Origin of the sequence: Listeria aquatica FSL S10-1188 (assembly GCF_000525795.1) — a bacterium.
Classification (GTDB): Bacteria; Bacillota; Bacilli; order Lactobacillales; family Listeriaceae; genus Listeria; species Listeria aquatica.
In genome coordinates this window covers 46,420-60,996 of the sequence record NZ_AOCG01000001.1, presented here as the reverse complement: position 1 = coordinate 60,996, position 14,577 = coordinate 46,420, and the positions used below count along the sequence as shown (strand labels likewise).

9 protein-coding genes, 1 tRNA gene, 6 pseudogenes and 1 riboswitch are annotated in these 14,577 nt (G+C 38.6%); of the genes and pseudogenes, 4 read left to right on the top strand and 12 right to left on the bottom strand.

From position 1 onward, the window contains the following. Positions 1–239: 239 nt before the first annotated feature. The 7 genes and pseudogenes from MAQA_RS00320 to MAQA_RS00290 form a co-directional block, all read right to left on the bottom strand. On the bottom strand, positions 240–1,070 hold the full coding sequence (locus MAQA_RS00320; protein ID WP_036070214.1) for an MBL fold metallo-hydrolase: 831 nt from the start codon (positions 1,068–1,070) through the stop codon (positions 240–242). Positions 1,071–1,202: 132 nt separating this feature from the next. After that, positions 1,203–2,013 (bottom strand): annotated as a pseudogene (locus tag MAQA_RS00315) (two-component system regulatory protein YycI). Positions 2,014–2,015: 2 nt separating this feature from the next. Next, positions 2,016–3,325: pseudogene (locus MAQA_RS00310) on the bottom strand (YycH family regulatory protein). Then, positions 3,322–5,113 (bottom strand): annotated as a pseudogene (gene walK / locus MAQA_RS00305) (cell wall metabolism sensor histidine kinase WalK). Before walK ends, MAQA_RS00310 begins: the two co-directional pseudogenes overlap by 4 nt. Before the next feature lie 281 nt (positions 5,114–5,394). Beyond that, the gene (gene yycF, locus MAQA_RS00300; protein ID WP_036070213.1) at positions 5,395–6,108 is read right to left on the bottom strand and encodes a response regulator YycF; all 714 of its coding nucleotides are present in this window, start codon (positions 6,106–6,108) and stop codon (positions 5,395–5,397) included. Between the two features lie 214 nt (positions 6,109–6,322). Next, positions 6,323–6,395, bottom strand: a tRNA-Asp gene (locus MAQA_RS00295). 54 nt (positions 6,396–6,449) lie between these two features. Further along, entirely contained in the window at positions 6,450–7,646 is a 1,197-nt protein-coding gene (locus tag MAQA_RS00290; protein WP_036070375.1) for a pyridoxal phosphate-dependent aminotransferase, read from the bottom strand. Positions 7,647–7,792: 146 nt separating this feature from the next. Further along, a riboswitch (SAM riboswitch) is annotated at positions 7,793–7,907 on the top strand. An 87-nt stretch (positions 7,908–7,994) separates the two neighbouring features. Here MAQA_RS00290 and MAQA_RS00285 point away from each other — a divergent pair. The 4 genes and pseudogenes from MAQA_RS00285 (at position 7,995) to MAQA_RS00270 (ending at position 11,315) form a co-directional block, all read left to right on the top strand. Next, a pseudogene (locus MAQA_RS00285) lies at positions 7,995–8,820 on the top strand (MetQ/NlpA family ABC transporter substrate-binding protein). 11 nt (positions 8,821–8,831) lie between these two features. Continuing rightward, positions 8,832–9,845, top strand: coding sequence for a methionine ABC transporter ATP-binding protein (locus MAQA_RS00280; RefSeq protein WP_036070208.1), 1,014 nt, complete (start codon positions 8,832–8,834; stop codon positions 9,843–9,845). Positions 9,846–9,908: 63 nt separating this feature from the next. Then, positions 9,909–10,502: pseudogene (locus MAQA_RS00275) on the top strand (methionine ABC transporter permease); the annotation flags it as partial. Positions 10,503–10,534: 32 nt separating this feature from the next. Continuing rightward, positions 10,535–11,315 (top strand): annotated as a pseudogene (locus MAQA_RS00270) (carbon-nitrogen family hydrolase). Between the two features lie 870 nt (positions 11,316–12,185). Here the strand turns inward: MAQA_RS00270 and MAQA_RS00265 are convergent. From MAQA_RS00265 to MAQA_RS00245, 5 genes are all read right to left on the bottom strand, one after another. Beyond that, on the bottom strand, positions 12,186–12,563 hold the full coding sequence (locus MAQA_RS00265; RefSeq protein ID WP_036070207.1) for a hypothetical protein: 378 nt from the start codon (positions 12,561–12,563) through the stop codon (positions 12,186–12,188). A gap of 5 nt (positions 12,564–12,568) precedes the next feature. Then, the gene (locus MAQA_RS13370) at positions 12,569–13,075 is read right to left on the bottom strand and encodes a P-loop NTPase family protein (protein WP_052008373.1); all 507 of its coding nucleotides are present in this window, start codon (positions 13,073–13,075) and stop codon (positions 12,569–12,571) included. Next, positions 13,050–13,442 carry an ATP-binding cassette domain-containing protein gene (locus tag MAQA_RS00255; RefSeq protein ID WP_036070205.1) on the bottom strand — a complete coding sequence of 131 codons (393 nt, stop codon included), beginning with the start codon at positions 13,440–13,442 and terminating at the stop codon, positions 13,050–13,052. Before MAQA_RS00255 ends, MAQA_RS13370 begins: the two co-directional genes overlap by 26 nt. Before the next feature lie 299 nt (positions 13,443–13,741). After that, on the bottom strand, positions 13,742–14,092 hold the full coding sequence (locus MAQA_RS00250) for a bacteriocin immunity protein (protein WP_036070200.1): 351 nt from the start codon (positions 14,090–14,092) through the stop codon (positions 13,742–13,744). Positions 14,093–14,094: 2 nt separating this feature from the next. Further along, positions 14,095–14,301, bottom strand: coding sequence for a leucocin A/sakacin P family class II bacteriocin (locus MAQA_RS00245; protein WP_036070192.1), 207 nt, complete (start codon positions 14,299–14,301; stop codon positions 14,095–14,097). Between the last annotated feature and the right edge of the window lie 276 nt (positions 14,302–14,577).

The window sequence follows — 14,577 nt, the reverse complement described above, 5'->3', positions numbered from 1 at the left end:
ACTTACTTCATTAGCTTTCTCTTCTCTTTCACTTCCATCCAAAGGTTCTTGCGGGTGATTTGCATTTTCAAATTCTTTTTTCTCTTCTTCCAAACCATTTCATTCCTTCCTGCACAGTTTCAACTCTTGATAATTCTATCCTACATGACAAATATGAAAAATTCATGAAATTAATTTTAAAAAATACCATGAAAATTCTTTGATTTAAAAAAAAGAGGCGACCAGAAGTCGCCTTTTTTTTAAATGGTAAAAAGATTTGTCGGCTGTTCCGGGTCAGTATCAAATAAATCAAGCGTTTCTCCAACAATAATACCTTCTTGCCTCAATGTTTGCCCAACACTCATTCGCGCAAGATCCTTCATGTTATTATCTTTGCTTAAATGTCCCAAATAAATCCGTTTCGTCCGGTCGCCAATCACTTCACTCATTGCGATTCCAGCATCTTCATTTGAAACATGGCCTTCATCTCCAAGAATCCGACGTTTCACATTCCAAGGATAGCGCCCCATCCGGAGCATCTCAACATCGTGATTACTTTCAAACAAATACGCATCAGCATTCGCAATATGACCCTTCATCCGGTCGCTCACATAGCCTGTATCCGTAATCATTACAAACTTCTTATTCCCATTATGGAATATGTAAAACATGGGCTCAGCAGCATCATGGGAAACCCCGAAGGATTCCACTTGTAAACTACCAAAGCTCTTGACCGTTTCCATACCAAATTCAAACTTCTGATCAAGCGCCACTTCTCCAATCATGCCATTCATTGCTTGCCATGTTTTTTGATTCGCATAGATTGGCAATTTATATTTTCGCGCTAAAACACCAAGTCCCTTAATATGATCTGAATGTTCATGTGTAATCAAAATAGCATCTAAATCTTCAATCGAACGACCTACTTGGCTAAATAATTCTGCCATTTTTTTCCCACTCAAGCCACAGTCAATCAAAATCTTCTGATCCACTGTTTCAACTAGAGTTGCATTCCCCGTACTGCCGCTCGCAAGTATACTAAACCGAATTTGCTCGGTCTCTTTTTCTGTCAAAATTTGGCTTTTCATCATGATTTTTCTACCTCCCGAGCACATTTCCTATCCGCTTCCTATTTTAACCTTAATCATGAAAAAAGAAAACCCAAACCTACTTTATTTAAAAGAGAAAACCGCTTTTCGAGTTTGAAAAGCGGTTTTCCCTTTTTAAATTCTTAAAACTTGTTGCTTCGTCTCATCTAAATTAATGACTTGCTCATCTTTCGCATTCACAAGAAAATAACTCGTCACACCTTTATGTTCAACTTCAAAACACCAGATAGGGAAATAGACATCCCCGCTTGAAAGCTGAACTGTCGTATAATAGCCAAACACAACTTGTTTGATTTTACTATCCGTTTTGAGATCACCATGTTGATAAACGGCTTCAAGTGCATCCACCGAAGAAAGCACCTTTTTCTTTTCTTGCAAATCATCTTGCTTTCCAAGAAGCGTTTGCCTGTAAGAAACGATTTCATTGTCATTGTTTAATTTAAAAACGAGCTGCCCCGCCGTATCAAACAGCACCATGTCATCTTTAACCACTTGATTGTAGACTAATTCTTGCTTTCCCTCATCATATTTCCAAAACTCATAGGAACTGCCTTTATAGACATCTTCCTCCAAAAATTTCTTAAATTCTTCCGTTTCTTTTTTTCCGCTAGTTTTTACAGGGTTTTGGAGCGTTGAAACAATTTCTGTGGAATTATTAGTAAGTGAAATCGTTTGGGTTTTTTAAATTTGAAACGTCTTTTTCATTAATAGTTACTTTATCAGCCGTAAAAACTTCACCGTACACTTCCTTTGAAGAAAGCTCTGGATAAGTGATATTATCTGTCTTCAAATGGTCTTGCAGCGTATCATTTCCAAGTTTATCTGGATCATTTGTAGCCTGCTTGTTCAAAAACATTACACCAAGAAAAATATCAAGTAGCAGGAAAGCGATAATAAAAATGATTTCTGTTTTTCTCCAATCCATTTTTAATCACTCTCCTTCATGTCAGCGGCAATCCATTTCCCGTGATATTTATAAATCCATGTCGGTTTTAGCTCAACAATGCGTTTTAACCCTTTATCTTCTGACCAGTTCATCTTGTAACCCAGTGTAATCATTTGCAAGCCATCCATATCAATACCTTCTCTTTGAAGCTTCTCAAAAACGTCATTAGAAGAAGGAAGTGTTACATTTTCACTTTCGCGCGGAATTGTATAATCCAGCTTGAAAAATGGTCGACTATATTTATAAACGGCCTCTTGTCTTCAGTCACTATCATTTCTGACATACCATTGTCACTTAAGACTTGAAGATTATCAACGAACATACTAAACTTAGTACTTCCTGTCGCCAAATTATAACCCGTGAAATAATACTCATCTGTCCAACCAGAGTGCTCATTAATGAAGTTAAAACTATCCTGAATCATACTCGCTCGTTTCATTTCACTTTGCACAGCCGGATTCGCATTCTCCTGTGCAGGATTGATATATTCAAGCACTTTATTATCAGTATCTAACACGATTTTGCTGGAACCATCCGTATAAGAATTATCCTCATTTTTAACCGAACTTGCATCAGGAAATAGTGCTTTTGTAAACGAGCTGATGTCCATCGTATCGATAATGTATTTCTTGCTCTTTAGCGTTGTCGCTTTTTTAGAAAGGAAAAGCGTATGCTTGCTCGTGCTTACTTCGTCCACTTTCGTAAGACCATCTGCTTCATTGGCATTATCAACCAAGTTTCTCACAATCGCAATATCTTTTTGTGGAAGCGAGCTTTGATAAACCGTATCTAGCCGATCATTCGTGAAGTAAACCGTATAAAGCCCTGCCTCTGTCGTATTGGTGTCAAAAACAATCCGGTTAAACGAAGCAGCCTCAAGCTCTTTTCCTGTAAGTTCATAAATCTGCGAGAAAACCGCGAACGGAATGTTATTCGGATAAACTAATTCCACTGTCCCATTTTGATGAATCAAGCGATCATATTCTTGACTGCTTTTTTTACCTGAGGAGACAATTTCGGAAAAAGTAAAACTGCGTCCTTGTGTAGCGAGTTGGTTCACAAATTCCATTGTATTAGTTTGATAATGCAAACCGCCTTGGTTTACTTGAGCAAGAATCGGTTTAAAGACTTGCGAAGCCGTTTTTTGCTTATCGATCGCCGTATTTTTGACTTCTTTCACATCAATAGACTCATAATTAGGTTGTGCTTTCCAAATTAGATAGCTTAAAACCACGCTTAATATAACTAAAATTGTGAGCAGCAAACCTCTTACATAAGAAAACTTTCTCATTCCCAATCATCCTCCGGAAGGTCGCTATATGGCAGGGTAAACTTCACAGTAGTTCCTTTGCCGCGGTTACTTTCCGCCCAAATATCGCCACCATGTGCTCGGATTACTTCTTTAGCAATCGCAAGGCCTAGCCCTGTTCCTCCCATTTCTCTCGACCGTGCTTTGTCTACACGGAAGAAGCGGTCAAATACTTTATTCAAATCTTCTTTCGGAATTCCAAGTCCTTCATCACTGATCGCCACTTCAATATGATTCGCAAATTTTTTCAAGAAGAAAGAAATTTGTCCACCATCCGGTGAATATTTATTAGCATTGGAAATGATGTTATCAAGCACCTGCATAATTTTATCCTCATCAAGCTCAATAATTACAGGCTCTTTTGAAATAAATCGTTTAAATTTAATCGAGTCCTTCTTCATCATTTCAAAACGGTCAATAATATGATTAAAGAAATCGGTGAAGTTTACGAAACTTTTATCTAGCTGTTCGCGCTCACCGTCCATTCTTGACAGTTTCAATAAATCATTAACAAGGCGGATCATCCGTTCCGTTTCATTTTGTGTCACTTCCAAAAACTTCGGTGCCAGTTCAGGATCTTGCCAAGCGCCGTCGCTCAATGCTTCCAGGTAACTGTGCATGCTTGTAAGCGGCGTTCTTAATTCATGGGAGACATTCGATACAAAGTCTCTCCGTTCCTGATCCACTTTTTCTTGCTCCGTGATATCATGCAAAACGGCAATCACGCCATTCACGAAGCCTGTTTCGCGCTGGATAACAGAAAAATTCACTCGCAAAATATAACGCTCTTCAACCGTACTCCGGTCAAGAGTGATCGTTGCTTCTTGCCCCATCAAATCCTCGAATTGGTAGCTATCCCCAATATCAAGAACATCAATAATCGGCTCCCCATTAGCACTTTCATGCGGTACACGCAACATTTTTTCAGCTGGCGAGTTAATGAGAATCACCTTCCCGCGGCGGTCTGTCGCAATAACTCCATCTGTCATGTAAGACAAGACAGAAGAAAGCTTTCTTCGCTCTCCTTCAGTCATCGCCTGTGCTTCCTGGACTTTCCGTGTAAGTGAGTTAAAACTTTCAGCAAGTTGACCGATTTCGTCTAAGCCATAAACTTTTACTTTACGACTATAATTCCCTCTTGCCATCGCATAAGCTTGTCGTTTCATATCAATCAGCGGTTTTGTGATCGTTCGTGACAAGAGAATCCCAAGCACCGCCGTGATTACCATCGCAATTAAAGTTCCGGTTATAAAAATACTTGTGATTGAGTTTACTTGCGTATAAACCGATTCAATATCCGCAACAAGATAAATAACACCGATCACTTCATCTTTGTTTTTAATCGGCAAAACATTGACCCAAACGCGTTTGTTCCCGTCTGAATCATCCATATAAATTTTATCTTCTGACGTATTAAGTGAAAGCGAGCGTTTAATCAGCGGCGTTGTCGACTTTTGCCCAACAATCCCCTGATTATCCATGTCTGAAGTACCAAGAATTTTTCCTTTATCGTCGACAATTCGAACTTCGTCTAAACTGCTATTATTCCGCGCAAAATCCACCAGTAACTCACGAATATCCGTTTGCAACTGCGCACTGTTATCGCTATTTTTTTAAAATCTCTTCACGAACATTATAATCCAGCAGTTTGGTACTACTTTTAATAGAATCCTGAAAGTTTTTTTCAAGCTGCCCTTCAAGTTCGCGAACGAAGTATGCACCGATAACCTGCATGGCTACAAGGATAAGCAAGAGATAAATTATCACCAGACGAAACTGAACCGACTGGAAAAACTTTTTTTATTTTTTGCATAAAAGCTTCTACTCCTGTTCGGATAAAATCATGATTTTACACAAAATTCTCTTCTAGCAAAATTGCGTAAAACCCGCTAATCATTATTTTTCTAACTAAGTATAGCACACTTTTAAAGGCGAGAGAAACCACCAAAAAGACGGGCAAGAAAGCCTGTTTCAGGTGTTTCCTAAACGCACAAAAAGGAAGACTGCTTAAATCAGTCCTCCCCCTCAACATCTCCATTTTTGTTACTACACTATTCTTGTTCTGGATTACGCAAATAGTACCCAACGCCACGCCTTGTCACAAGCCAAGCTGGATGACTTGGATTGTCTTCAATTTTCTCACGCAAGCGCCGAACCGTTACATCAACAGTTCGCACATCTCCAAAATAATCATAGCCCCATACCGTTTGCAACAAATGTTCACGAGTCATGACTTGCCCCATATGCTTCGCCAAGTAATGTAGTAGTTCAAACTCACGATGTGTTAATTCAATTGTTTCACCACGTTTTGAAGCCACATACGCATCCGGATGAATCACGAGTGAGCCAATTTCAAGCTCGCTATTTTCGTTTTCCTCCGCAGCTTGCGAACTAATTTTGCTGTGACGACGTAAATTAGCTTTCACACGGGCAATGAGCTCCCGATTACTGAACGGTTTTGTTACATAGTCATCTGCACCAAGTTCTAGTCCCAGTACCTTATCGATCTCAGAATCTTTCGCCGTTACCATGATGATTGGCATATCATATTTTTTCCGAACTTCTCGACAAACTTCAATGCCATCTCTTCCTGGCAACATAATATCTAATAAAATCAAATCCGGCTGCACTTCTTCGACAAGCTCAAGCGCTTCATCTCCGTCATAAGCACAGTAAACATCGAATCCTTCTTTATTTAAATTAAATTTAACGATATCTGCAATTGGTTTCTCATCATCCACAACTAATACTTTTTTCTCTGACATGTTACACAGTCCTCCCAAATATGGATTTCATAAAGTGCGTCTATCAAATGGTGTTCCCCGGTTCACCATTTTTCACCGAGGCTCTAAACGTTTTTAGAATCACCTGTACCCATTATAACACAAGCCACAAATTTTCTGAATTATTACAGCGTAAATGGGCTGGCGCAATGCAAAAAGAGGACATAAATCCACTGGATTTACGTCCTCTTTTTTACGGTCCCGACGGGATTTGAACCCGCGATCTCCTGCGTGACAGGCAGGCATGTTAACCCCTACACCACGGAACCTTTCAGCACCTTCAAACAGGCACCTACTAATTAAACCACATTTCCGAAATCGAGTCAATAACTTTTTATGAAATTTTCTTCTGGTTTTTGAAAAATCGCAAGCTCGCCAATTCGCCTCACCGCTTCTTCGAGACGCGCCTCACTAACAAGTAAGCCAATCCGTACGTAGCCTTCACCAAATGTGCCAAAGCCGCTTCCATCTGCCACTGCAACACCAGCTTCTTCAAGCAAGAACTTCGCAAAGCCACTGCTTGTGAACCCTGCTGGAACTTTCATCCATGCGAAAAAAGAACCTGCCGGCGCCGAACCTTGCCAACCAATTTTTTGGGCTGCGTTAAAAAAAGCATCTCGCCGCGAACGATATAGGTCATTTTGCTTTCGCACAGCTTCCCCGGAATCCAAAAGTGCCGCGCAAGCAGCATCTTGAATCGCCGGAAACAAGCTGACGTAAAGATGATCTTGGAGTAGATTAATTGCCTCGATCATTTCCCGGTTTCCCGCAGCAAAGCCCACACGCCATCCGGCCATATTATACGTTTTCGAAAGCGTATAAAGCTCGATCCCGACATCTTTCGCTCCTTCGCGCATAAGAAAACTTACAGGTTTTTCTGCTTCAAAGCCTATTGCTCCATATGCAAAATCGTGCACAACGCCTATCTCGTTTTCTCGCGCAACTTGGATCGTCTCATCAAAAAATGTACTTGTTGCTGCCGCTCCGGTTGGATTGTTTGGATAATTCAAAAACATCAATTTGGCTTGTTCCAGACTTTCCGCATCTATTTCACGATAATCCGGTAAAAATTGATTTTCCTCACGTAGAGGCATCGTCTCAAAACGTGCATCTGCAAGCGAAATCCCAGATAAATAATCCGGATAACCCGGGTCAGGTAATAGCATCAAATCGCCCTCGTTTAAAAAACAAAGCGGCAATTCGACAAGCCCTGCCTTTGAGCCAAATAAAATCGCAATTTCCGTCTCTGGATCAAGTGAAACCCCATATTCTTTTTGATAAAAATGCGCAGCCGCTTGCTTCAGTTCAGGCTTACCGCGAAACAGCGAATACTTGTGATTTTGCGGGTCTTCAGCAGCGCGCGCAAGAGCCTTAACAATGTGTTCTGGCGTGGGTTGGTCAGGATTCCCTTGCCCCAAATTGATAACATCTACACCTTCCCGTATTTTTTGATTCACATCTTGCACAAGTTTGGAAAAAAATTGTTCTGGTAATTTTTGAAGTCGTTTTGCTTGTTTCATGTTCATCCCCACTTTCAGTTTGATAAACATCATAAAGTTTTCCGGCAATTTTGTCTAGTCTGGTTATAAAAAATTTTTAAAAACCATTGACAAAGTATTTTAATCTTGGTATATTGTTTTGCAACAGGTTTTATTAAAACTGAATTCTCTTATCAAGAGCGGCTGAGGGACTGGCCCTGCGACGCCCGGCAACCTAACTTTTTTTAAAGTGAAGGTGCTAATTCCAGCAAACTGACGTGGTATCAGTTTGAAAGATAAGAGAAGCGAATCCACTTTTGTATTCACTTCTCTAATCTTTTAGAGAAGTCTTTTTTATGGCCTAAACTATCAATTTGGGAGGAAATGACAATGAAAAAGTGGACAAAAAGAAGTTTAGCAGGAATTTTAACAGGAGTTGCCTTATTCTCACTCGCAGCTTGCGGAGGGGATAAAAAAGACGAGGCGCTAGCAACAGATGAAATTACAATTGGCGTGACAGGCGGGCCACATCAGCAAATCGCTGAAGAAGCTAAAAAGTTAGCCAAAAAAGACAATTTACATATCACAATTAAAACGTTTGATGACTACAATACACCGAACACTGCATTAAATGATGGTGACTTAGATGCCAATAATTATCAAACCATTCCGTTTTTAGAAACGCAGAAAAAAGACAAAGGCTACAAGCTTTCCATTGCCTTTAAGACGGTTGCATTTCCGATGGGGATTTATTCCGAGGGGCTAAAATCGGTAAAAGAACTCAAAAAAGGCGATAAAATCGCTGTTCCGAATGATCCTTCAAACGAATATCGGGCGCTCAAGTTATTTGAAGATGCTGGTGTCTTGAAGCTCAAAAAAGGTGTGGAAGAAAAAGCAACGAAAAATGATTTAGCAGGAAATCCACTTGATCTTGAAATCGTTGAACTCGAAGCTTCGCAGATTCCTGCTCAGTTAAAAGAAGTAAAAGCCGCAGCGATCAACACGAACTTTGCGATGGGTGCAGGCCTCACAATCAACGATGATTCGATTTACCATGAACCAACGAAAAACAACCCTTATCCGAACGTTTTCGTTGTTAGAACAAGCAATAAAGAAGATGAAATCGTGAAAAAATTGAAAAAAAATCTACCAATCTGCAGATATGAAGCAATTTATTGAAAAAGAATTTAGCGGTTCTGTTGTACCAGCGTTTTAGGAGGGGTTTCTATGATTGAACTAACAAACGTATCGAAGAATTTCAAGCTCGGAGAAACGACGGTTGAAGCGGTCAAAGAGGCTTCTCTCCACGTCGAAAAAGGAGAAATTTATGGCGTTGTTGGTTACAGTGGTGCGGGAAAAAGTACGCTTGTCCGCTGTATCAACTTCCTTGAGAAACCTACTTCAGGAACCGTGAAAATTGCTGGACAAGACTTGGCAAGTTTAAATGCCAAGCAACTTCGAGAAGCAAGACGCAAGATTGGGATGATTTTTCAAGGCTACAATCTTTTAAAAACGGCGACTGTTTATGAAAATGTCGCCTTGCCGCTCAAACTTGAAGGTCTAGAAAAGCAATTGATACAGGAACGTGTCGAAAAATACTTAAATATCGTTGGGTTGACGGATAAAAAGGACCATTATCCTGCCCAGCTTTCCGGTGGACAAAAACAGCGTGTAGCGATCGCTCGAGCGCTCGCACACGAACCTGAGATTCTTTTAAGCGATGAAGCGACAAGTGCACTCGATCCTGAAACGACAGATTCGATTTTAAAATTGTTACTTGAGATTAACCAAACGCTAGGAATCACCATTTTCCTAATCACTCATGAACTGGAAGTAATCGAGCGGATTTGTGACCGAGTTGCAGTGATGGAGCAAGGAAAGATCGTTGAAGCAGGTTCCGTGCTCGACATTTTCACAAATCCTGCAGAAGAAACAACAAAACGATTTGTCGGTTCAGAAGCAAGCTTCGAGATCCCGCCTGAGCTACTTCAACATTATAAACAAACGGGTAAGTTAGTTTCTCTATATTTTGTCGGGCAAAGTACAGATGAACCCGCTCTTGCTCTCGTATCTCGTCATTTTGATGTATTGCCAAGCATTCTTGCTGGCGGCATTGAAAACTTAAAAAATGACACGCTTGGAAAACTGCTTGTTCATTTAAAAGGAGAAGAAGCAGCATATAATAGCGCCATTCAATTTTTAATTGAAAAAGGCATTACTGTCAGGGAGGTGGCCTCCTAATGAGCAACTTTTTTTTCCGAATGGGGCGCAACCCTTTGGACTGGCTTTCTTGAAACTCTTGAAATGACAGCAATCACGCTCGTGATCGCAATTGTAATTGGACTTCCGCTTGGCATCCTGCTTATCTTGACGCGTTCAGGTGGACAAGCTGAAAACAAAGTCGTTTATACGCTACTCAATTGGGTCATTAACATCTTGCGTTCCCTGCCGTTTATTATTCTACTATTTTTGATTCTGCCATTTACAAAACTCGTCGTTGGCACTACAATTGGCGTTAAGGGTGTTATTTTGCCACTGGTATTTTTCACGGCGCCTTATATCGCGCGACTAATGGAATCCGCTTTACTTGAAGTGGATCGCGGCGTCATCGAAGCTTACAAGGCGATGGGGATTTCAACCACAAAAATCATTTGGAACGTCATCATTCGTGAAGCTAGATCGGGAATTGTCCTCGGCTTAACAATCGCCACAATTGGTTTGATTGGCGCGACGGCAATGGCAGGTCTTGTTGGAGCTGGCGGACTTGGAACGATTGCATATCAATACGGATTCCAACGTTTCGAACCAACTGTGATGTATGCGACAATTGTGATTTTGATTATTATGGTGCAACTCCTCCAATCGTTTGGCAATGTGTTAGCACGACGCTTAAAAAAAAGATTAGCTTACAAAATGGGGGAATTCATTACATGTGGAAAATTGCACTTTGCCAAATCGATATCGAGTTCGGGGAGCCTGAGGCGAACTTCAAACGGGTTCGGCGAGCACTTGCTGAGGCAGCCGAAAAGGGAGCAACAATTGCCGTCTTACCTGAAATGTGGAATACCGGATACGCCTTAACTGAACTTGGCAGTCTTGCTGACAGTCACGGCGAACGTACGAAACGATTTTTATCTGAAATTGCGGCTGAACATTCACTAAACATTATTGGTGGTTCTGTTTCTATAAAAGACGAAGGCAAATTCGCAAACGTCATGTACGCTTTCGATGCGCATGGCGACTTTCTTTCGAGTTACAAAAAGGTACACCTTTTCCAGTTGATGGACGAACACCTTTTTCTTGAGGCAGGAAACGACACGAATTTATTTTTACTAGACGACAAAAAAGCGGCTGGTTTCATTTGTTACGACTTACGCTTCCCAGAATGGTTCCGCGCACATACCGCGCGCGGCGCCGAAGTTCTCTTCATTGCAGCCGAATGGCCAAGCGAACGCATTCAGGACTGGGAAAAGCTAGCTATTGCGCGAGCCATTGAAAACCAAGCATTTGTAGTAGCAGTAAACCGCGTCGGGAAGGATCCCAAAAATGAATTTGGCGGACATTCGCTCGTTGTGAGTCCACGTGGTGAAATTTTGCTTCAAGCAGATGAATCGGAAGGCAATTTCTACACGACAATTGACCTCAGTGAAATAAAAAAAAGTTCGCGGTCGCATTCCCGTTTTTGAGGATAGACGTCCGGAGCTTTATTAAGAAAAAATACGGATACGTAAACTTGGACGAAACTTCCTCTGCACTTTTTAAAAAATATACAAATGAAAAAAGTGAATGCCGATTAATTGGGCATTCACTTTTTTATTTAAATTAACCTTTCTTTTTTTAATAATGGCGCGCTTAAAAGGAAAAATAAAATCGTATAGAAAAGTAAAATAATAATTCCCACGACCCAGTTTATTTCTTGTCCTATCTGTGCTGCTAAACTTCCATCTATTATTTTAGTTATATTTATATAACTAAAAGGATTAAGTATCACTAACAGCCCATTTAAATTTTTCGCAGATTCGTTCAAGTAGTTAGTTAAAAAAATAAGTCCTAAAATAATTGGTATCACTATAAAACTATTTTTACATAAAAGCATTAAGGTGTAAAAAAAGCACTATCAAAAAAAAATATAACAAAAATGGATAAAACAAAAAGCTGAGTAATAAACTCCCCCATATCGATCAACTTAAAGTTATTTTGGACAAGCCTAACTAGCACTGGGTAGTCGAAATACCCCTTTGAACCTCCGACTTTTCCTAATTAAAAAAGCAGCGGTAATAATCAGTATTAATGAAACTAATGAAATCAAGAGCACCACTAAAATTTTATTAATCATGAAGTTAGTTCTTTTTACCGGTAATGCCCAATAAAATCGCAATTTTTGTTTTTCGATATCTCCTCCAATAACACTTGAAGCCATTAGCAACACAAAAAAATATAAAAATATATGGAAAAAATAATTTTAATATATCTCTAGAAAAGGAATAGCCATCTGTAGCATAGCCTATTTCATTAAATGCATACCCCTTTTGATAAACAGCTTTTTGTACGGCTAAATCTTGTTTAATTTTCCAAACCGGATCAGATGTGTAGGTATTTCCTTTTTTTTAAATCTTGCAATAAGTTCTCTTTTTCCTTGATTTGATAGAAAAGTTCCCTTTTTGTATCCTTCTTTTGGATAGCATCTAAAATGTCTTCTGCCAATTCAAGCTCCCTTTTATACTCTTGTAAAACCTCATTTTTTTTAGAGGATTTTACAGGATCCTCTCTGGTTTCTGTAATTGCAGCCTTTATACTTCTTATATTTTCTTGCTGCATTTCTATTTGAAAAGTTGCTTGATTTCTATTTTGCATTTGGTAAAAATAAAACAAAATGCCAACTAGCAATAATAAAACTGCTAATAGAATAAAAGTCATTTTCTTTTTTACTACCTTTTTAATTTCAAAACGAAATAGCATATTCGTCAATCCTTATTATAAATTTTTTTATATAGTTGCGTGAGATTTTGATCCTGTTTTACGACGTCTTTATATTCTATATTTGCTACTTTAAAAGCTTCCATCATCGTCTTAAAATGACCCGTCTTTATCCGAACTAGTACTTGGCCTTCTCTATCCGTGTCTACAGATAAAACTACTGGTATTTTCTCAATACGTTTTATCGTTTCAATGTCTAAATTTGGAATAATGACCTTATAAAGAGGATCATTTTTAGATGCATTATTTTCACCTTGATCCAATATTTTCATAATCATTCCTTTTTTTATAAATATTTGCTTATCTGCTAGTTCCTCCAAATCTGCTAAGATATGGGAAGAGATGATAATTGTTTTCCCTGCATCTCTTAATTTTTTTAAAACCTTCTTAAACTGGATACTATATGAAGGATCCAATCCATTAAAAGGTTCATCCAAAATTAAAATATCAGCATCAGAAATGACTGCTTCAGCAAATAATAATTGTTGCTTCATACCTAAAGAATAGGATTTTACTTTTTTTGTCTAACAACTCAAATATCTCTAAATCATTTGCGATATCTTCAATCATTAGTTTGCTTTTATAAATAGACTGTATATAAATCAAATGATCTTTTCCTGATAAATATGGGTATAGAATTTCGCTATCTTGTAAAAAATATAAACTTTGAAATCCACATGAATAAATAACTTCACCCTGATCCGGTTGGTATATGCCAGACAAAGTTCTCATTAAAGTGGTTTTCCCACTTCCATTTGGACCTATGATTGCCGTAATCTGCTTTTGAGAGAATTGACATGAAAACTGTTTAATAATCTCTTTAGAACAGATTTTCTTCGTTAGTTCATTAACTTCAATCATTAGCTTTTTCCTTTCTAAAAAAATAAAGTCGCAACACTATATTGCGACTTTATTGTGAAGTTCAATAAGTTCTCCATGTTTCGAGGTAATTGTACCCAGATAGGCAACTCGGTCGTATGCATAGTCCCCCATATAGTTTCAAGCGACTTCGGACCAGATACTTATAGTAAACAATGAAACAACCCGAACAGTATTCAGACAAGACGTTACAAACAAGACGATAAATTAAAGCTAACTATCTCCATTTACAAAGCCTCTCCAAGCTATATCTGTCTTTTTATTTCAAATCAATCATTTCTTTAACTTCTAGGCATTTTATTCTCATCAAAATAACTATAAAATTGAGATTTATCCCCGTAATTTGCTTTATACAAGCCGTTCAAACCAGCTTTCTGACCGATAATCCCAAGTTCAGCAATCAAACGATTTTCATCTTCTGGAAAATAAAGGCGCCCTTTGAGACCTACACTATAAATATAATTAACCAATCGCTGAACGTAAGCTTCGGGGTTATTTACAGTATCAATTTTCAGATACACTTGATATAAAACATCCAATATATCTAATAGCTCATTACTAGGATCAGACCGTTTTGACAACTTATTATATAAATCATGAATAAGTTCTTTACTTTTTGTTATATCACTCATATTTAACCACTAACACTCCCAAAAAGATTATTTCCCCAACGCTTGATTCCTTCTGTCCAAGCTTGCCCCCAATTAACAGAGCATTTCTTTTTACTACAAGAAACACCATTGCCATAGTATTTAGCTTCCGCTTTTTCAGGTGTTAAAGTTAGTATCAAAACACTAGCAAAGGCGCATACTATTAGTAATTTACCCAATCTCTTTTTCATAAAAACCCTCCTAATTTATTTCACTCTTATTTATGATATATATTGATAAATCCAGTCTACAGCACAATCAAATATCACATTCTATATTCCAAATATTATTCATATGGCATAATAACTAACTATTTTCGTTTTATAACAAGTTTTTTTAAGATTTATCTCACCACTCTTTAAAACATCATCAAACAAGATTTTGTATCCACCCTTAAGACACAAAACACTTTCTGCTTTCAGTAATCAGCTTTTTCCCTATTCCACGTGCTGATAAGACTATCATCC

What these genes read in the sequence shown, in the direction of transcription:
- MAQA_RS00280 (WP_036070208.1), top strand. Translation starts at nt 8,832, where the DNA reads ATGATTGAACTAACAAACGTATCGAAGAATTTCAAGCTCGGAGAAACG.
- yycF (WP_036070213.1), bottom strand. Translation starts at nt 6,108, where the DNA reads ATGTCAGAGAAAAAAGTATTAGTTGTGGATGATGAGAAACCAATTGCA.
- MAQA_RS00265 (WP_036070207.1), bottom strand. Translation starts at nt 12,563, where the DNA reads ATGCTATTTCGTTTTGAAATTAAAAAGGTAGTAAAAAAGAAAATGACT.
- MAQA_RS00245 (WP_036070192.1), bottom strand. Translation starts at nt 14,301, where the DNA reads ATGAAAAAGAGATTGGGTAAATTACTAATAGTATGCGCCTTTGCTAGT.
- MAQA_RS00320 (WP_036070214.1), bottom strand. Translation starts at nt 1,070, where the DNA reads ATGATGAAAAGCCAAATTTTGACAGAAAAAGAGACCGAGCAAATTCGG.
- MAQA_RS00250 (WP_036070200.1), bottom strand. Translation starts at nt 14,092, where the DNA reads ATGAGTGATATAACAAAAAGTAAAGAACTTATTCATGATTTATATAAT.
- MAQA_RS13370 (WP_052008373.1), bottom strand. Translation starts at nt 13,075, where the DNA reads ATGAAGCAACAATTATTATTTGCTGAAGCAGTCATTTCTGATGCTGAT.
- MAQA_RS00290 (WP_036070375.1), bottom strand. Translation starts at nt 7,646, where the DNA reads ATGAAACAAGCAAAACGACTTCAAAAATTACCAGAACAATTTTTTTCC.
- MAQA_RS00255 (WP_036070205.1), bottom strand. Translation starts at nt 13,442, where the DNA reads ATGATTGAAGTTAATGAACTAACGAAGAAAATCTGTTCTAAAGAGATT.